Below are 18,394 nucleotides of genomic sequence, written 5' to 3' on the forward strand. Positions count from 1 at the left end.
AGGTAATCTATAATTCGGTTTTGTAAAACGGTTCAATATTTAATATCGTTCCAAGTAGTAGCGTACAATGGCGCTATTTTAATCAAGGTTTCCTTAAGCTTTACAATATCTACCTTTGGTCCGTCAGAAAAAATATTCTTTATCTCTTCAGATTTAGCATCAAAAAATGTAGAAATCAGAAATGCATTTGGTCGTCTATTGATCATCGTTTGGAACAAATTCATGGTCCCCGCAATGACCTGCTTGCCCGTACTATTATTATCGGGCAAAATATCCAATCCTTTTCTATGATAATTATACATGGCGATGCGATACTCCCTGTAGGTATTGGACAATAAATTATCTATCAACTCAAATCTACTTCGATTAGAATCGGCTGACTGACTCCATCCGGCAGAATTACTACCTTGAGCCTGAGTTACAATATTCTGCGCCCTTCTGTAGAAATCAGTACCTCCTTCCAAAGAAAAAGTATCGGCATCCAAGCCCAAAATCACATATGCGTAATATGCCATTACGCTGACCAAATTGGACTCGAACTGATTTTCGTTGAATATCAACGGTTGAAATTCAATATATTGAAAATTAAAAGCGTTATCCTTATAATTGAATACCGGTGTTGAATAGGAAGTATTATAAACAGGTCTTGACGATTGTATTTGAATATTACCGCTAAATACGTTAGACTCATAAGAAGTAATGGTAATGAACATTTGTGCATTTACACGCTCATTTTCTTTGTAGATACGGTTGGTCCATTTTGATTTATTGATAAAATCGTTCAATGAACGCTCCAACGTTTTAAAAACCTGAAGATCCCCTTGAGTCAATTGATCCGAATTAACCGTAACAACACAGTTTAATTCTTGTGCAATGGAAACAAAACAAAAAAGGTTGAAAAAAAATAAAAATACCGCTTTACGCATACCGTCTTTTAATAATTTCATTGAAGATATCCACGGCAACTTCTGCCTTGGTCTTTAGTTCAAACGTAGTAATGTTCGAATTGGTATCTATAAATGAAATTTTATTGGTATTACCTCCAAAGCCTGCACCTTTGTCCCTCATTGAGTTAAGCACAATGGCATCTAGATTTTTACGTTTTAATTTACCCTTGGCATTTTCTACCTCATTCTCGGTTTCCAAGGCAAAGCCTACTAAAAATTGATGCGTTTTATGATCACCAAAAGTTTTTAAGATATCCTTATTCTTTACTAATTCAATAGTAAGGTTTTCTTCGGATTTTTTAATTTTTTGTTCCGCAACGGTTTTAGGCCTATAATCTGCCACAGCTGCTGCACCTATAACAATATCCGCAGCATCATAATACATTTGAGCACTTTGATACATGTCATCTGCAGAAACTACATCAACAACATGAATGTTATCATGAGAAACGGATAACCTTGTGGGCCCTGTAACCAAATACACTTCGGCACCCAAATTAGCCGCTGTTTTAGCAAGCTCAAAACCCATTAGACCGGAAGAGTGATTTCCAATAAAACGAACGGGATCTATAGCCTCATAGGTTGGTCCTGCCGTTATTAAAACTTTCTTACCTGTTAAGGGCAAACCTTTGGACAATTGATTTTTTATAAAATCAACGATTTCTTCTGGTTCCGCCATTCTTCCTTCACCATGCAAACCACTGGCCAATTCACCACTTGTTGCCGGTATTACCAAATTGCCGAAGGATGCAAGTTGCTGTAAAGATTTTTTTGTACTTGGATGCTTGTACATATCCAGATCCATGGCAGGTGCAATATAAACCGGACATTTAGCTGACAAGTATGTAGCCATTAACACATTGTCGCAATTTCCATTTGCCATTTTAGACATGGTATTGGCAGTTGCAGGTGCAATGACCATTAAGTCTGCCCACAAACCCAATGCTACATGATTGTTCCAGTCTACCGTGTTTTCATCGGTCTTTACAAAATCTAGAACAACTGGGTTTTTAGCCAAAGTGGCCAAGGTAAGTGGAGAAACAAAAGAACTGGCACTATCAGTAAGGATAACCTTAACGTTAGCACCAGCTTTTATAAATAAACGAACTAAGAATGTTGTCTTATAAGCAGCAATGCCTCCAGTGATTCCTAAAAGAACATTTTTGCCGTTCAACATATTTCTTAAGCGTCTTTTTCTGTATTTCTGTGGTAAATTTTATCCATTAACCACTCTTCTACCGCCATAGCGTGTGGCTTAGGTAATTTCTCGTAAAATTTAGAAACCTCTATTTGCTCTTTATTCTCAAAAACCTCTTCTAAACTATCGCTGTAAGTAGCAAACTCCTCTAACTTTTCTAAAAGCTCTTTTTTAATTTCAGAGTTGATCTGAATAGCACGTTTTGCAGTAATTGAAATAGCCTCATAGATATTTTCCGTCGGCTGATCAAACTCATTACGATTAATAGTTACCGTAGATACTGATGCTTTAGAGTTTTTTAAATCGTTCATATTCATAATTACATTATTTATTTTGACCCAACTACCTGCGCTTGTTGCATGCGTTGTAATTCTTTATCAATCTTTTCAATTAAATCTGTAGCCTCTTTATCAAATTTTGATTCAGGAAACTGTTTCATCAAAGCTGCATGTGCCGCTTTAGCATTCTTTAGTCGTTCTTCCTTCAACTGTTCAAAACTATTGACCGCCATATGCGTTAAAGCCTCTACCTTTACGAACATGGCCTCTTCCCTAAAAGGAGAACCCGGATTGTCCGCTACAAAGTTATCGCTTGCCGCAACTGCAGATTTCAGCATATCGTAATTGAACTCGCCTAGTTTATTATATTGCTTTAAAATTTCAAAAGCCTTTTGCTCTTTCTTCGTAGTCAATTCTTGCGCCATAGCATTTGCTTCTGCAAAATATTCCGACTCAGCATAAGTATTGATGAAGTTTTGTAATTTTAACAAGGCTTTATCGGTATCTGTTTGATCCAACGAATATTCTGGAGATAGTTTGTAGTAACTTTTAGCGCCTAAAAAAGTAGCCTCTACCGCCTTATCACTTTTTGGATATGATTTTACAAAACGCTCAAACTGGTAGCCAGCCATATTATAATCTCCACGCTGAAAATAGCTGTTGGACAAAAAGAACATAACACGTTCCCCTTGTGGCTTACCTACGTATTTAGGGGCAATTTGTTCAAGCAATCTATTTGCTCTTCTAAAATCTCCTTCTTCGTAGAATGTTTCTGCCATATCATACTTGGCTTTTACATCATCATGCTTAAGCACCTTTTGGTACTCGCTACAAGATTGTAAAGCAATGGCAATCAATACTATTGGAAAAACTCTCCTCATTTTAAAAAACATTTTGCAAAATTAGTGATTATCAATGGATTTAAAAAACAAAATAATCCAATAAAAATACAGGCTTTAAACCACAAGAATGCCCTACTCAATGAAGATTTATGCAGGTATACGTATCATAGATTCCATAAATGAAACAATTCTATGCTTTAAAGCATCCGATGCAACAATTAACGGCAGTCTCACAAAGGGATTAGCCAAACCTAAATATTCAAAAATCACCTTAATACCTGCCGGATTGCCTTCTTCAAAGATCAACTTCATACCTTCTTGCATTTTATAATGATAGCTATAAGCTACTTCGGTATTTCCATTTAAGCCCTCATGAACCATTTTAGAAAACTCTTCTGGCAGCCCCTGACCAATAACCGAAATCACACCATCGCCTCCAGCAACAATTGTAGGCAATGCAGTAATATCATCACCTGAAAGCACTAAAAAGCCTTCTGGTCTTTTTGAAATCAATTCTTGTACTTGGGTCATATCTCCACAAGCTTCTTTAACCGCAACAATGTTATCAAACTTCTTTGCTAAACGAACAACGGTTTCCGGCAACATATTACTTCCTGTTCTACTTGGTACGTTGTATAAAATTATAGGTAAGGGAGATGCTTGTGAAAGTGCAGCAAAGTGTTGATAAATTCCCTCTTGGGTTGGGCGATTATAATATGGAGAAACAGAAAGTATGGCATCATATGCGGACAAATCTGCAGATTGTAATTCTTCTACCAAGGCAGCGGTATTATTACCACCAATACCTATCACCAATGGTAATGCACCAGCATTTGCCTCTTCTACCGTACGCATTACCAATAGTTTTTCCGCTTTTGATAACGTTACTGACTCGGCCGTTGTACCCAACACTACTAAATAATCTATGTTACCTTCAATATTAAAGGCTACAACTTTTCTAAGAGCCTCAACATCTACAGATCCATCTTCCTTAAATGGCGTTATTAACGCTACCCCTGCTCCTCTTAATTCTTTCATAACTAAATCTCCTTAAAAATGCCCAAGTACTTTTTCAATTCTTTTTTAAATATCTGAAAGTCCTTTAACGGCGTATCTAACATTAAATCATTATAAGTAGGCCCAACTTCTTTAAAACCTACCTTTAAACGAGCCTTGGTCTTTACTGACATTAAATTTAACAGTAAGCTGTCCTCATTATAATAATTCACCAATAAGTCATATTCACGTCCTAAAAATTCAAGGGCATAACTGTTCTCTATATCGCCGTTCCACCCAAGATCTTTATCTGAAAAAACTGGAGTGGCATATGGCGAGTTTTTATCATAAAAACGTTTATAACCAATAATTTTCACCGCATTTGGATGCAATGATAACTCTTCTTGAAACTGAAAAAACACTTCAGATTTCTCAAACTTATCTAGATCCACAATACAACCTACAGAACGTATTCCTTTACTCTCACGCGTTACAGCAATTGGTGTTGCCACCAACTGTTTTAATATTTTACGGCCAGATTTCCGTTTAAACTTGTCCTTAATTCCTTTTAAAAACATGTATTTTTACATTTAGACAAATGTAAATAATATCCCTGCAACTATATGGCGAAGTTAAAACACTTTGATATTTTAAATATAAAACATTATGTTATATTTATAACATTTATGGTTTTAGCGTCTTGCAAAAATGCCCCGGAACACCTTACCGAACTGACTGGCAAGCAAATAGCAATTGATAGCAGTTTTACCACTGTTGACAGTATTCAAAAATTTATTCAACCTTTTCATGATCGTGTAGAAAGTATTTTAGATAGTACGTTGGCCTATGCTCCGTTCGTTATTTCTAAAACCGATGGAAAATTCAACACTACAGCAGGCAATTTAATGGCGGATATTGTTCTAAGTGAAACCAATCCTATATTCAAGAAACGAACTGGCCACAATATAGATATGGTTTTATTGAACCATGGCGGTATACGCTCTATTATCTCCAAAGGCAACGTTACTTCCAGAACCGCTTACGAGGTAATGCCTTTTGAAAATTCCGTTGTCGTCGTAGAATTAAAAGGTGAATCGTTAATGAAAATGGTAGAATACCTTATACATTCTAAACGAGCGCACCCCATTGCAGGCGCACAGCTTATATTGAATAAAAATAACACGGTCAAAGCCTTTACTGTGAACGGTAAACCTATTGACAAAAATAAATCCTACTATGTGGCTACATCAGATTATTTGGTAACTGGTGGCGACAATATGGGATTTTTCAAAGATGCCATTTCAAAAATGGAAACCGATTACAAAATAAGAAATGCCATGATAGATTTCTTTTCCAAAGTGGATACCCTAGCCCCAAAAGTAGATTTAAGATATTATCAATTACAGTAAAATGGAAAGAAGAAAATTTATAAAAAATACGGCTGCAACCTCTGGTTTATTGACTTTGGGCGGACTTAGCTTAAATTCTTGCAACCTTGCCACAAAAAAACACATTACCATTTTACACACCAATGACGTACACAGTCACGTAGACGCTTTCCCTAACGATCATGCAGATTTTCCAGGCTTAGGCGGTTTGGCGCGTAGAGCTGGTTTGGTAGATAGTATCAGAAAAGAGAATCCGAATACTTTTCTTTTTGATGCCGGTGATATTTTTCAAGGTACTCCATACTTCAACTTTTATGGTGGTGAGTTAGAATTTAAACTAATGAGCATGCTCAATTATGACGCAACTACCATTGGAAACCATGATTTTGATAATGGTATTGACGGTCTATTGGCTCAAATGCCATATGCCAAGTTTAATTTTATCAGTGCCAATTACGACTTTTCCAATACCGTTTTAGACGGATTAACACAGCCTTATAAAATTTATGAAAAAGACGGAATTAAGGTAGGTGTTTACGGATTAGGAATTAAATTGGACGGATTGGTAACCAAACAACTTTACAAAGAGACCGTATTTCTTGACCCTTATGAACTTGCGCTAGATATGGAAACTAAACTTAAGGAAGAAGAAAAGTGCGATTTGGTCATATGCCTTTCTCATTTAGGGTATGAGTATAAAAGTCAAAAACCAGATGATTTAAAGCTCGCTAAAAAAACGAAATATACAGATTTGATTATTGGTGGGCACACTCACACCTTTCTAGATCAACCTACTGTAATTAGCAATGCCGTAGAGCGTGAAATTCTTGTAAATCAAGTTGGGTGTTTTGGAGTAAATCTAGGTAGAATTGATTTTTATTTTGACAATAGCACGGTTAATGCGGATGGATATTCCATTAAAGTCTAAAAAAGAGACCTCTTATGCTTTACTATAAACGTTGTTCTAGTGATAATAAAAACTTTAAAGAATTAGTTGCTTTGCTCGATGCTGATTTGGCATTACGTGATGGTGATGAAAATGCTTTCTACGCACAATTCAACGGTATTGATGCGTTGAAAAACTGTGTTGTTTTTTATTTGGACAAAACACTTGTGGCCTGTGGCGCATTCAAAGAATTTAATGAAGACTCGGTCGAGATTAAGCGAATGTTTGTTCAACCAGATTTTCGAGGAAAAGGCATTGCCTCAAAAGCACTAAAAGTACTAGAAGATTGGGCAAAAGAATTAAATTACTCCTACGCTGTTTTGGAAACCGGATTACGCCAACCGGAAGCCATTGCTCTTTATAAGAAGAATAATTATACAGTGATTGATAATTACGCCCCTTATGAGTATATGGACAATAGTGTTTGTTTTAGGAAGGCGTTGTAGATTTTCAGTTTAGGTTATCTACCAACACCTTAATTCACTGGGAAGCGAAGTTATCAGGTATAAAATCTATTTTAAAATTTAAGTTCAATTAAACGGTAATATAATGAAGTATAGTTTTGGAGATGTTTTATAATATTATATTGATAAAAATGAATTGTTTATTCAAAAAAACAACCTATTCTACTTTACTCAAAATAATTTCTCCCTTGTGATATGGAATACCGTAAATAATCATTGAGGATTTTTTTAATTCTATGATGGGAAATGCATATCGTATAATACCTAGTTGATAAAAACATAAAAAAGAAGTACCAGCGAAACTATTAATGGAAACCATATCTGAAACAAGTGGAGGATAATAAATTCGTATCAGGTCCTTAATACTTCTTTTTTCCCCTAGTTTAAATGATAAATTCTCTTTTTCTAATTGAACTGTATAGGAGAAACCCTCAAAATCACCTTTCACATTAGACCCGAGTTTTGTCGGTAATAGTCGATGGAATATTGCTGGTTCATCGATTTTTTTATTCTTATAATAAGGCCTTAACTCTAAAATATTATGTCCTGAAAATTTATAATCAACTTTTAATGTGTCTAACAGTGATATAGAATTTTCAGAAATTTTAATTTTTGTTTTTTCTTGCAATTGATTGAAATCATATGAGAATAAACTGTCATTTTTAATTTCAATTATATTTACTTGTTTACTTCTTAAACTATTAGGAATTTCAAATTCAATCCATTTACCATTGATATCTTGAGCATTCAATGAAATAAATATAAAAATTGAAGTAAGAAAAATCCAAATCTTAGATTTCATATTGTTTTAATTTATTTATTAGATAGTCCTCATTTCCCAAAATTAATGCGTTTGCAATATGCACAGGTATGTTTTTTTTGCAAAATGCTTGCTCTATCTTATATTTAATTGATTAATTATTAAATGCAGTTTTATATTTTCTATTTCAATTTGTTGAATAATATTACTTATTGAAAATTGTAACTTTCAAGATATCAGTTTTTAATTATGTTAAATCACAAACCTATTCATGACTAGAAAAACAATATTAATCTTAGCTTTTTTTCTTTCTCTATATTCTTCTGGACAGCAAACAAATTTATTAAAGCTTGACGGTTTTAAGTCTATTAAAATTGGAACTAAAAAGAAAAAATTTGATAATTTAAAACAAACAAATGATGCTCCGGAAGGATTTTTAAGTTTTGAATACCATCCTAAGGATATTAATTTATACAAGGTATTTGATACAAAGTATGACCGTATTCTTCTCTATTTCGACGACACTACAGAAAGACTAAAAACCATAGTAATTTCATCAACTTTTACAGGAGACAATTCTTATCAAACAGCCTTAAATAAATCTTCGTTGACAATTGGATAATTTGACAAAAATATTGGTCCACCTTATGAAATAATCGAAATAAAAGATGCCTCTAACAAATCTGGTTTTTCTTGGTATGGGAACAATATTTATATCGATGTATTTGTAATGTCCAATGGTGAAAAAAGTAAACGTACGGAAGCTGTAGTTGAAATTGGAAAAGATGTTGAATTGAAGTATTAATTCAAAACCTACGAATACCGTAAATCTAAATTATCAAAAAATGAACCCTTAAAAAGTAAGTTCAATAATTAAACCTGCCAAATATAATCATATTCGCATTTCTTGTTCTTGCCCCCTTTATTTACTTGTAATTAAATGATATTCAGATAATTAATTTTTACCTTAGAATATATCTAAATTTTAAAATTATGCAATTAAACATCCATTCTGAAGGGCTTGAGGATCATCTTGGTGTTTTACAAGAGAAATATATGAAGCTTAAATTCTCCATTAAAAACAATCTTAAGTTGACAGCTTTAGCAAAGCAAAATCAATTGAAAAATAGTAAAGAAGAATATCTTGAAAAGAGAATAGATGCAATGGGTAGTCTTTACTAACCACATTTTTATTTACTTCAATAGATTTTAAATCATTTGGCGACAATGTTCATTCACTGTCGCTTTTTTATTGCTTTACATTTAATTCAAAAGTATTTTCCGTAAATGATTAAACACCGATTGATTATATTTAATCATCGTTGTTCTATCCAATCATTTACCTCATGAAATTACATTTACTCTTATTTTTATTCATCTGTTTTACCTCTTGTAAACAACAAAAGAAGGCTGAAGAAGAGGCAACCGTTGAGAGGAAAATAGATAAAATTAAAAAGTCTGAAATTCAAACTATAATTGATAAAGCAGATGCTAACGGTTCTATTGTAATTTACAACCTCACTAAAGACACCTACTATTCCAATAATTTTGATTGGGCATTACAAGGTAAACTGCCAGCATCAACCTTTAAAATCACAAATACTATTATTGGATTGGAAACGGGAGTTATTGAAAGCGATTCAACAATATTTAAATGGGATGGAGAACAAAAATGGTTAGATCTCTGGGAGCAAGATTTAGTTTTACGTGATGCATTTCAGTTTTCTTGCGTTCCTTGTTATCAGTCTGTGGCGTCAAAAATTGGACCTCAACAAATGAACCAGTATGTAAATAAATTGCAATATGGCAATTTAAAAATTGATGATTCCAACATTACCGATTTTTGGCTAGAAGGCGAATCTAGAATAAACCAAATGCAACAAATAGATTTCTTAAAACGATTTTATACCAATAAGCTTCCCATATCCAAAAGAACAACAAAGATTGTAAAGACCATTTTGCTCATTGATGAAAATAGCGCTTTTACACTTAGCGGAAAAACCGGATTATCTATTGCCAACAATCAATATAATGGCTGGTTCGTTGGGTATATAGAAGTAGGCAACGATGTTTATTTCTTTGCTACTAATCTTGAACCAAAGAGTGACACGATCAATATACAAGAATTTAATGCTATTAGAAAAGAAGCTACCATATCGGCGCTTAAAACAATCAATGCTATATCATAACATTTATACCTCATCTTTAAACAAAAAATGATGTTAATGTGATTTCAATTAAAACAATAAATATTACTCGCCAGATTGTTTAATTTCACTTCAAAATTAATAATACACTAACACCACAGTAATGAAAATTATAGGCATTGGCAAAAACTATGTTTTAGATAAATCTGAAATTGATGATTTAAAAAATGATGTACAACTAATATTCACCAAACCAGATTCATCATTGGTAACGGATAGCAAGGATGTTGAATTCCCTGCGATTACCAATCAATTGATCTATGAGGTAGAATTGGTCGTGAAAATCGGTAAAACCGCTAAAAACGTTTCTGTAGAGGAAGCAAACTCATACATTTCTGAAATAGGTATTGGAATAGACTATACTGCAAAGGATGTACTTACTGCCAGCAGAGAAAAGAAAGGTCCATGGGCTTTGGCCAAAGGTTTTGACGGTGCCTCACCTATTTCTGGTTTTAAACCTATTTCCGATTTTCCCGAATTGGATAATATTAACTTTGATTTGGTCATCAATGGTGAAAAGAAGCAAGTTGGCAACACCGGTTACATCATTTATAACTTTGCAGAAATCATCAGTTTTGTTTCTACTTTTATGACCTTAAATCCGGGCGACATGATTTTTACCGGAACGCCAGCTGTTGGTGCAGGTGAAACTTTTAAAGGAGACCATTTACAAGCTTCCATAGAAGGAGAAATTCTTCTGGATTTTAAAATGATCTAGTTGCTTTTATAGCATTATAAGAATCGGGATTACTTAGTAATTCCGATTTTTTTTGCTCCAAATTTAAATTTTAAGATTTTTGCTGAGCCTTGAAAGCGGTTGGACTAACACCCACATTCTTTTTAAAAAAGCGGGAAAAACTGCTTATAGACTCAAACCCTAGGTCAAAAGCCAATTCCTTTGTAGTGATCTCGCTTCTTATAAGTTTGCGTTTTGCCTCTGTTATTTGTCTTTGCTGTATCACTTGTTTTGCGGTAAGGTTCAACTTTTCTTGAAGCACCTGATTTAATCGCTTTTTACTTATCCCTAATTGATTTGCATAATATTCTGCATTGGTTTCATTCAAAAAATTAATTTCCATCAGTTCTAAAAACTGAAACACTCTTTTTTGATGAATGTCTTGTGGCAACAATTCATTGTTCTGAAACCGAATTAAATGTAACAAGAGTACTTTCAATAATGTTTTAAGCATTATGTAAGATACGTTCTCTCCAAAATACTCATCTTTCAACATCTCAATCAACTTCTTTACCTGAGCTACTTCTTTTTCAGATCTGACATTTAATTGAGGGTATTTATTAAAAAGCGACATAACATCTAATGCGTACTCTACATCATCTTCATCTATTAAATCGCGCTCAAAATTTAAAAGCACACCGCTATTACCGGTGTAAACACTATTTTTAAACAATTCATTTAAAGGCTTAAAATGTACAATAATGTTATTAACCGAATAAAACTCAAAGTAAATACCCATAGAATTACCTGATAACAACACCGTCTTTGTATCGAAATTTAAATCAATCTTAATTTTAGTTTTCAAGGTATTCAAATTCATAAACTTTCATAGAAGTCTATAAAAGTAATAAGAATTCAGTAACCCTAATCTTTTCTCAATTTTCTAAAACTAAAAAATATAACAACACCTATACACAATGCAAATACCGCTGAAACCCCGTAAATTGCCATGTAGTTGTTAGAAATATATTCCACAAACGTAGATAGAAATTGACCTCCAAAAACGCCCATTGAAAACAACCCTAAGTTTTTACCTTGATTTTGAGCATTGCTCACCTCTATCATCATGTGATTTAATAATGGGATCGTAAACCCAAAACCAATTCCTATAAATAGTGCTGTTAACCCTAAAAACGGTATACTCATGGTAGTTGCCAGAACCAAATAACCAAGCATAAAGAATAAGAAACCAAGCGCTACCGTTCTTCCGTCTCCAAACCATTTTACCATTTTAGGCATTTGGCTCGCAGTAATAATGGCAATCAGCGATATAAAGGACATTAAATAGCCGGTTTCCGACTCACTAAAATTAAAAGCAGATGGTAAATATAATGGTAGGGTTACAAATCCTATAAAAAACAACATCATTGCTAAAAGAGCCGCAATAAATATTACTTTGACTCCTTGCTTATCTTTTTTGGTTACTATCGTTTTCAATGATTCATCAACTACATGTTTATTTACCTTGGGCAATGCCTTTAAAACTAATATCAAACAGATCAATGCAACCAGATAAATATAGAAAGGATACTGCCAATTTAGTTCACCCAGAACACCCCCAATTGCCAAGAAAACGACACCACCTAACTCAATTGCCATTCCTTGCCAAGCTATCATTTTCATTCGATGTTCACCGCTAAATTTTTCTGCAATGTAAGCTGTTACGGAAACCTGAACTGCAACCGTTGCCCCACCCAATAAAAACCGATCAACAATTAAAACATAATCGTTATCTATAAACGCGCCAATAACTCCTAAAAACGCATAAGGCACTAAACCAAAAAACAACAGTTTTAATGCTCCCAGTTTATTCAAGGTGCGTCCTATAATCGGTGCAAAAACCACAACACCCAATGATGGTAAGGTAATTAACCAACTTGGTGAAAAGCTTAGGTCTTTATGTTGCATTATTCCTGATAATGAAGGTGCTATCACCGTACCTACCATTATCGTTAAACTACTGACGAACAGCAGTGTAAATATTCCGAAATTTGATATTTTTTTCATACTGCAAAGTTCTTGCATCTTCGTTCAAGGAACTTTGCCGATTTTCTAAAATGATAGACCAAAATGGAAACTTTCAACTACAACTACAACTACAACTACAAAGGAATTATAACATATAAAAAATGTTGAACAGATAATTCTATGTACTATTTTTCCTATTTTAGAGTTATTATTTCCCACTATAACCAATTTAAAACTGCACCAATGAAAAAGTCGATTAAACTATTATTTCTAATCGTCATAACTACATTTCAATTTTCATGTTCAAATGATGACAATGATGATTCAAGTTTAAACCCAAAAAGTGTTACCACATGCGATTTAGGAGACTTTTCACCTACAGGAGTTAAGGTTTGTTTGAATGGTGCAGACTATGCTTTGCCAAACGAAACCATAACGTTTGCCGCAGAATATAACGCTCGAGTTGCTCTTTTCACATGGACTATTGAGTCTGGGAGTATGGAAATTATTAATATCGAAGAAAGTGCAACCGGTTCTACTTCTAAATCTATTGCTACTATAAGATTTAATTCAGACTTTAATGGCAATGCCGTTTTCAAAGTAAAAGCCAAAGACTCTAGAGGAAGTGGTGAGGTAACACATGCAATAGAACTGGAGGAAACAAATTAGTACTAAACTTAATTTTCAATAATAAACTCCACAATTACCTTAAGCTCTTCGTCTAAGGTAATTGTGGGATATTCTTTATTCGCTAATCTATACCAGTATCCCGCATTAAACCGATCACCTTCTTTTCTGTGTAAATAGCCATGCAACCAACTACCAAGTTCATTGTGCATATCTTGTGCAATATTATGAGAAGCTTCCCAATCGCCCTTGGCATCGTACCAAGCAGCTTTTAGTCCGTTTGACCAGTCTTTTGGCACATTGGTGAATTCCAAACTCTTTTCAAATTCAAGATAGGTCTTAGGTATCATTTCACTACGCTTTTAATCAATTTTTCAACGGTTAAGCCTTGCCCTATTATCGAGAACACCACAACTATGTAGGTTATCACTAAAAAAGCGTCTCTATGCATGTCATCTGAAAGACCTAATGCCAATGCTATAGATATACCACCACGCAATCCTCCCCATGTCATGACCAAATTGGTCCTTGGTACAAAATCCAACTTCTTTTCAAAGAATTTAATAGGAAGCATTAATGAAAGATAGCGACAAATCAATACTAGCGGAATTGCCAATAAACCTGCAATAATATATTCTGTTTTAAATGTCAGTACCAGCATTTCCATCCCTATCAATACAAATAACAAGGTATTCAACAGAATATCCAAAAGCTCCCAAAATTTATCTACATAGGTCTCCGTGGTCTCTGACATGGCAGAATTACGAACGGTGTCGTTACCAACTACCAAACCTGCAGCTACCATTGCCAAAGGTGCCGATAAATGGAATTTCTGTGCTATCAATGTACCCACCATTACCGTTGCCAATGTAATGATCACCTCTATATCATAATCGTCAATAGATCGCATTAACTTATACGTTCCCCAACCTAGGGCCAGACCTAATGCCAACCCGCCAATTACCTCAACTCCAAATAGTTCTATAATATCTAATGGAGATACAGCTACCTCGGTTGCAGATGCCAGTTGAAATATCGTTAAGAATACAACGACTCCTACTCCGTCATTGAACAATGATTCTCCCACAATTTTGGTTTCCAACTTTTTTGGTGCACCAGCCTTTTTTAAAATTCCCAAAACGGCAATAGGATCTGTTGGTGATATAAGAGATCCGAATAACAAACAGTAAATGAAATTGATCTGCATACCCAACAACTGCAACAAATAATACATACTGGTCCCCACTAAAAAGGTAGACACCAAAACACCTAGTGTAGAGAACACCAATATAGGCCAACGTTGTACTTTCAGCTGTTCAAAATTGGTATGCAGCGCCCCTGCAAATAACAAGAAACTCAACATTATATCTAACAGAACAGACTTGAAATCTATCTGTGTAATAATGTAACGCTCTGCGTTTATTAACGTATCGTCTATATAGCCAATAGCAAACACAGCCAAAGTAAACACAATTGTAATCAACATTAAGCCAATACTATTGGGTAGTTTTAAAAAGCGGGCATTTATATATCCAAAAATTGCCGAAAGAAAAACAAGTACTGAAATTATTGTAAAAATATCCATAATGATCTATGCTAACATGTTTATAAAATCTTGCTCACTGATAATGGGTATACCCAGTTTTTCCGCCTTTGCAAGCTTACTAGGTCCCATTTTATCTCCCGCAACCAAATAACTAGTTTTAGAAGATATAGATGACCCAACTTTACCACCATTATCCTCTATTTTCTTTTTAAGCTCATCTCTACTTAAAATCTCAAATACCCCGGAAACCACAAAGGTATTACCCACCAAGGTATCGGTCTGGTTTTGTAACTTTTCTTCAGATATTGATAATTGTACGCCAAAGCTTCGCAATCTTTCTATGGCATCTATATTCTTCTCGTTCGCAAAAAAGTCGATGACACTTTGCGCTATGCGCTCCCCTATCTCATCTACAGAAGTTAAATGCTCTAGCGTCGCTTCTTTTAAAGCATCTATGTTTTTATATGCTTTTGCCAACTTCTTAGCCACGGTCTCGCCTACAAAACGAATACCTAAAGCAAACAACACACGTTCAAAAGGTACTTTTACAGATTCCGCTACTCCGTTTACTAAATTCTCGGCAGACTTCTCCGCCATTCGTTCTAAGGGCAAAACATCTTCTTTGGTGAGTTTATATAAATCGGCATAATCGTCTATCAACCCTTCTTTAAACAGTAATTCTACCGTCTCGCCACCCAAACCTTCAATATCCATTGCCTTTCTAGAAATGAAATGCTGAATTCTACCGGTTATTTGTGGCGGACAACCGTATTCATTTGGGCAATAATGTTTGGCATCACCCGCTGTACGGGTAAGCTCGGTACCACATTCTGGACATTCATGAATATATTCCGTTGGTTGAGAATCTGCTGGTCTTTTCGTGAGATCTACCGATATAATCTTAGGGATAATTTCTCCGCCTTTTTCTACAAATACGGTATCGCCTACCCTAATATCCAATTTTTCTATTTGGTCGGCATTATGTAACGATGCTCTTTTTACCGTTGTACCTGCCAATAATACCGGTTCTAGATTGGCTACCGGGGTTATTGCGCCAGTACGCCCTACCTGATAGGTTATTTCATTTAAAGTGGTAAAAACCTGTTCTGCCTTAAATTTATACGCCATTGCCCATCGCGGAGCTTTTGAGGTAAAACCGAGCTCTTCTTGGTTTTGAAGGCTATTTACTTTAATGACCACACCATCGGTTTCATAAGGCAACTCATGGCGTTTTACATCCCACTCCTCAACAAATGCCATTACCTCATCTGTAGTTTTACAAAGTTTGGCAACAGTTGGTACTTTAAAACCCCATTCTCGTGCTTTCTCCAACATATGAAATTGAGAGTCAATATTCAGGTTTCTACCTACAATACTGTACAGCAAACAATCTAATGGTCTCTGTGCAACCACACTGCTATCTTGAAGTTTTAAACTGCCCGATGCCGTATTTCGCGGATTCATATACGGCTCTTCTCCATTGGCAATGCGTTCTTCGTTCATTTTCTGAAATCCGTCGAACGGTAATACTATTTCTCCTCGTATATCAAACTTATCTGGATAATCTCCTTTTAACTGGAGCGGAACCGATTTAATGGTTTTTATATTATTGGTAACATCATCTCCCTGAATTCCGTCACCACGGGTAACCGCTCTTACCAATTTACCCTGTTCATAAGTTATACTGATAGATGCGCCATCATACTTTAACTCGCAAGTAAATTCAACAGGTACGTCTCCCAAATTACGCTGAATACGTTTCTCCCAATCCTCTAGATCTTCTTTAGAGTATGAATTATCTAAAGAGTACATTCTATGTTCATGAACTACGGTTGCAAAATTCTTGGTGATCATACCACCTACACGTAATGATGGCGAACTGGCATCATAAAATTCAGGATGTTTAGCTTCCAAATCCTGTAATTCTTTCAATTTCATATCGAATTCATAATCTGAAATGGTCGGGTTATCTAACACATAATAATTGTGATTATGCTCTCGCAACTCTTTTCTTAGTTCTTCAATCTTTGCCTTCATAATTTTTAAAGCTGTTCTTTATTGATCCATTTTGGTGTAGGCAATGGTATATAGTTTTCCATTTTATCCAATAGGGTTTCTATAGTATCATCTACCAATATAGTATTTAAATGTTCTTTTTTAACAAATCCGTTCTGGACCATGTCATGCATCATTTGTAATAGGGAATCGTAAAAACCATTGGTATTCAAAATTCCTATGGGGTATTGATGCAACCCAAGCTGCGACCAAGTCAACATTTCAAAAAACTCTTCTAAAGTACCAAATCCTCCAGGGAGCATTATTATTCCGTCAGATAGTTCATGCATTTTCAATTTGCGTTCATGCATATTTTGGGTGACTATCAATTCTGTCAACCCCTTATGAACTACTTCTTTTTTCTTTAAAAATACAGGAATTACCCCTATTACCTTTCCTTTATTATTTAAAACACCTTCTGCAACTTTACCCATAATGCCAATTTTGGCTCCACCATATACAAGTTGTATATCTTTCTTTGCAAAAGTCTCTCCCAGTTCATATGCCTTTACGCCATAATCAGAAACAATACCTTCACTACTACCGCAAAACACTACAATACTTTTCATTTTCTTATTCCTTTTATCATACGGTCATTACCAAACATATCTGGTCTTAAATCAATAGTCTTAAAATTAGATTGTTGCAATATTTGCTTAGTTTCTTCTCCTAAATACTGATTGATTTCCAAATACAGACAACCATTTTTATTCAAGTGTTCAGATGCAAAATTTACTACTGCCTTGTAAAACTTTAACGGGTCTTTATCTGGAACAAAAAGTGCCAAACTTGGCTCATGGTCTATTACATTATTTTGCATTTCTGCTTTTTCCAATTCGCGTACATATGGCGGATTGGAAATAATAATATCAAATTTTTGATCTAATTCTTTTGCTGCCGTTTTAGAATGTAAGGACAACATATCCGCCTTAACAAACGTAACATTTGCACCAAGCGTTCTATTGTTTTCTTCAGCAACCACTAAGGCTTGGGGCGAAACATCTAAAGCGTACACTTTAGCATCCAACAGATTTTTATCTAACGAAATAGGAATACAACCACTACCTGTACCCATATCTAAGATATTTAAGGAATGTTTTACTTCTTTGACATCATCCAACACCCAACGAACCAATTCTTCGGTTTCTGGTCTAGGTATTAATACGTGTTCATTTACGGCAAAGTCCAAATCCATAAAATATGCTATACCTGTAATATGTTGAATAGGTTTATGTAACTTCAATTCGGACAACGCCTTAAACAAGATAGTCTCTTGTTCTTTTTCTATATTAAGATTAGGTTGTAACGCCAAAACAAAACGCTCTAATTCAAAATAGTGCTCAATAAGTAGATAGAAAAAGCTGTTTACTTCATCTTTACCATAGATAGCGTCTAATTCTGCATGAAAAATATTCTTTACTTCTTTTAACAGCACA

At 34.7% G+C, this 18,394-nt stretch carries 22 protein-coding genes; 8 read left to right on the forward strand and 14 right to left on the reverse strand.

Features of this window, described 5'->3' with window-relative positions; all coding sequences use genetic code 11:
* Positions 1-32 precede the first annotated feature (32 nt).
* The 6 genes from B2Z27_RS03720 to B2Z27_RS03745 all read right to left on the reverse strand — a co-directional run bounded on the left by B2Z27_RS03720 (position 33) and on the right by B2Z27_RS03745 (position 4,839).
* The gene (locus B2Z27_RS03720; protein ID WP_286812807.1) at positions 33-926 is read right to left on the reverse strand and encodes a DUF4835 family protein; all 894 of its coding nucleotides are present in this window, start codon (positions 924-926) and stop codon (positions 33-35) included.
* Positions 919-2,124 carry a bifunctional phosphopantothenoylcysteine decarboxylase/phosphopantothenate--cysteine ligase CoaBC gene (gene coaBC, locus B2Z27_RS03725; RefSeq protein ID WP_286812627.1) on the reverse strand — a complete coding sequence of 402 codons (1,206 nt, stop codon included), beginning with the start codon at positions 2,122-2,124 and terminating at the stop codon, positions 919-921. Before coaBC ends, B2Z27_RS03720 begins: the two co-directional genes overlap by 8 nt.
* 5 nt (positions 2,125-2,129) lie before the next feature.
* Positions 2,130-2,456, reverse strand: a complete 327-nt coding sequence (locus tag B2Z27_RS03730) for a DNA-directed RNA polymerase subunit omega (RefSeq protein WP_058104250.1) — start codon at positions 2,454-2,456, stop codon at positions 2,130-2,132.
* Between the two features lie 17 nt (positions 2,457-2,473).
* Positions 2,474-3,304: an outer membrane protein assembly factor BamD gene (locus tag B2Z27_RS03735; protein ID WP_232231245.1), complete on the reverse strand. Its 831-nt coding sequence runs from the start codon at positions 3,302-3,304 to the stop codon at positions 2,474-2,476.
* Between the two features lie 108 nt (positions 3,305-3,412).
* Complete coding sequence (dapA, locus tag B2Z27_RS03740; protein ID WP_286812629.1) at positions 3,413-4,303, reverse strand: 4-hydroxy-tetrahydrodipicolinate synthase; 891 nt, start codon at positions 4,301-4,303, stop codon at positions 3,413-3,415.
* 2 nt (positions 4,304-4,305) lie between these two features.
* The gene (locus B2Z27_RS03745; RefSeq protein WP_058102964.1) at positions 4,306-4,839 is read right to left on the reverse strand and encodes a DUF6913 domain-containing protein; all 534 of its coding nucleotides are present in this window, start codon (positions 4,837-4,839) and stop codon (positions 4,306-4,308) included.
* Between the two features lie 45 nt (positions 4,840-4,884).
* Here B2Z27_RS03745 and B2Z27_RS03750 point away from each other — a divergent pair, with 45 nt between their 5' ends.
* From B2Z27_RS03750 to B2Z27_RS03760, 3 genes are read left to right on the forward strand one after another with little or no spacing between them, the layout of a single operon-like run.
* Positions 4,885-5,670, forward strand: a complete 786-nt coding sequence (locus B2Z27_RS03750) for a 5'-nucleotidase C-terminal domain-containing protein (protein ID WP_286812630.1) — start codon at positions 4,885-4,887, stop codon at positions 5,668-5,670.
* Between the two features lies 1 nt (position 5,671).
* Positions 5,672-6,577, forward strand: a complete 906-nt coding sequence (locus B2Z27_RS03755; RefSeq protein ID WP_286812631.1) for a bifunctional metallophosphatase/5'-nucleotidase — start codon at positions 5,672-5,674, stop codon at positions 6,575-6,577.
* 14 nt (positions 6,578-6,591) lie between these two features.
* On the forward strand, positions 6,592-7,041 hold the full coding sequence (locus B2Z27_RS03760) for a GNAT family N-acetyltransferase (RefSeq protein WP_286812632.1): 450 nt from the start codon (positions 6,592-6,594) through the stop codon (positions 7,039-7,041).
* A 175-nt stretch (positions 7,042-7,216) separates the two neighbouring features.
* On the opposite strand, the gene B2Z27_RS03765 is transcribed toward B2Z27_RS03760, so the two are convergent.
* A complete protein-coding gene (locus B2Z27_RS03765; protein ID WP_286812633.1) occupies positions 7,217-7,861 on the reverse strand; it encodes a hypothetical protein in 645 nt (214 codons plus the stop codon).
* A 229-nt stretch (positions 7,862-8,090) separates the two neighbouring features.
* Here B2Z27_RS03765 and B2Z27_RS03770 point away from each other — a divergent pair, with 229 nt between their 5' ends.
* The 4 genes from B2Z27_RS03770 to B2Z27_RS03785 all read left to right on the forward strand — a co-directional run bounded on the left by B2Z27_RS03770 (position 8,091) and on the right by B2Z27_RS03785 (position 10,744).
* Positions 8,091-8,441, forward strand: a complete 351-nt coding sequence (locus B2Z27_RS03770; RefSeq protein ID WP_286812634.1) for a hypothetical protein — start codon at positions 8,091-8,093, stop codon at positions 8,439-8,441.
* A gap of 371 nt (positions 8,442-8,812) precedes the next feature.
* Positions 8,813-9,001, forward strand: a complete 189-nt coding sequence (locus B2Z27_RS03775; protein ID WP_286812635.1) for a hypothetical protein — start codon at positions 8,813-8,815, stop codon at positions 8,999-9,001.
* A gap of 164 nt (positions 9,002-9,165) precedes the next feature.
* Positions 9,166-10,008, forward strand: a complete 843-nt coding sequence (gene blaOXA, locus B2Z27_RS03780) for a class D beta-lactamase (RefSeq protein WP_286812636.1) — start codon at positions 9,166-9,168, stop codon at positions 10,006-10,008.
* A gap of 121 nt (positions 10,009-10,129) precedes the next feature.
* On the forward strand, positions 10,130-10,744 hold the full coding sequence (locus B2Z27_RS03785) for a fumarylacetoacetate hydrolase family protein (RefSeq protein ID WP_210706346.1): 615 nt from the start codon (positions 10,130-10,132) through the stop codon (positions 10,742-10,744).
* A gap of 70 nt (positions 10,745-10,814) precedes the next feature.
* Here B2Z27_RS03785 and B2Z27_RS03790 read toward each other — a convergent pair whose 3' ends face one another.
* Positions 10,815-11,567: a helix-turn-helix domain-containing protein gene (locus tag B2Z27_RS03790; RefSeq protein ID WP_286812637.1), complete on the reverse strand. Its 753-nt coding sequence runs from the start codon at positions 11,565-11,567 to the stop codon at positions 10,815-10,817.
* Between the two features lie 59 nt (positions 11,568-11,626).
* Entirely contained in the window at positions 11,627-12,769 is a 1,143-nt protein-coding gene (locus B2Z27_RS03795; protein WP_286812638.1) for an MFS transporter, read from the reverse strand.
* Positions 12,770-12,973: 204 nt separating this feature from the next.
* Between B2Z27_RS03795 and B2Z27_RS03800 the strand changes: the two genes are divergently transcribed.
* Positions 12,974-13,399 carry a hypothetical protein gene (locus B2Z27_RS03800; RefSeq protein ID WP_157681161.1) on the forward strand — a complete coding sequence of 142 codons (426 nt, stop codon included), beginning with the start codon at positions 12,974-12,976 and terminating at the stop codon, positions 13,397-13,399.
* Between the two features lie 8 nt (positions 13,400-13,407).
* On the opposite strand, the gene B2Z27_RS03805 is transcribed toward B2Z27_RS03800, so the two are convergent.
* The 5 genes from B2Z27_RS03805 to prmC are packed head-to-tail and all read right to left on the reverse strand — an operon-like array spanning position 13,408 to position 18,393.
* Positions 13,408-13,707, reverse strand: a complete 300-nt coding sequence (locus B2Z27_RS03805; RefSeq protein WP_286812639.1) for a hypothetical protein — start codon at positions 13,705-13,707, stop codon at positions 13,408-13,410.
* Positions 13,704-14,942, reverse strand: coding sequence for a cation:proton antiporter (locus B2Z27_RS03810; protein ID WP_286812640.1), 1,239 nt, complete (start codon positions 14,940-14,942; stop codon positions 13,704-13,706). The genes B2Z27_RS03805 and B2Z27_RS03810 overlap by 4 nt, the downstream gene beginning before the upstream one ends.
* A 6-nt stretch (positions 14,943-14,948) precedes the next feature.
* Positions 14,949-16,940 (reverse strand): NAD-dependent DNA ligase LigA, encoded by a 1,992-nt coding sequence (gene ligA / locus B2Z27_RS03815; RefSeq protein ID WP_286812641.1) that lies wholly within the window; start codon positions 16,938-16,940, stop codon positions 14,949-14,951.
* A gap of 5 nt (positions 16,941-16,945) precedes the next feature.
* Entirely contained in the window at positions 16,946-17,527 is a 582-nt protein-coding gene (locus tag B2Z27_RS03820; RefSeq protein ID WP_286812642.1) for a TIGR00730 family Rossman fold protein, read from the reverse strand.
* Positions 17,524-18,393, reverse strand: coding sequence for a peptide chain release factor N(5)-glutamine methyltransferase (gene prmC, locus B2Z27_RS03825; RefSeq protein WP_286812643.1), 870 nt, complete (start codon positions 18,391-18,393; stop codon positions 17,524-17,526). Before prmC ends, B2Z27_RS03820 begins: the two co-directional genes overlap by 4 nt.
* Position 18,394 lies beyond the last annotated feature (1 nt).

Origin of the sequence: Maribacter sp. UBA3344, from assembly GCF_002362375.1 — a bacterium.
Lineage (GTDB): Bacteria > Bacteroidota > Bacteroidia > Flavobacteriales > Flavobacteriaceae > Maribacter > Maribacter dokdonensis.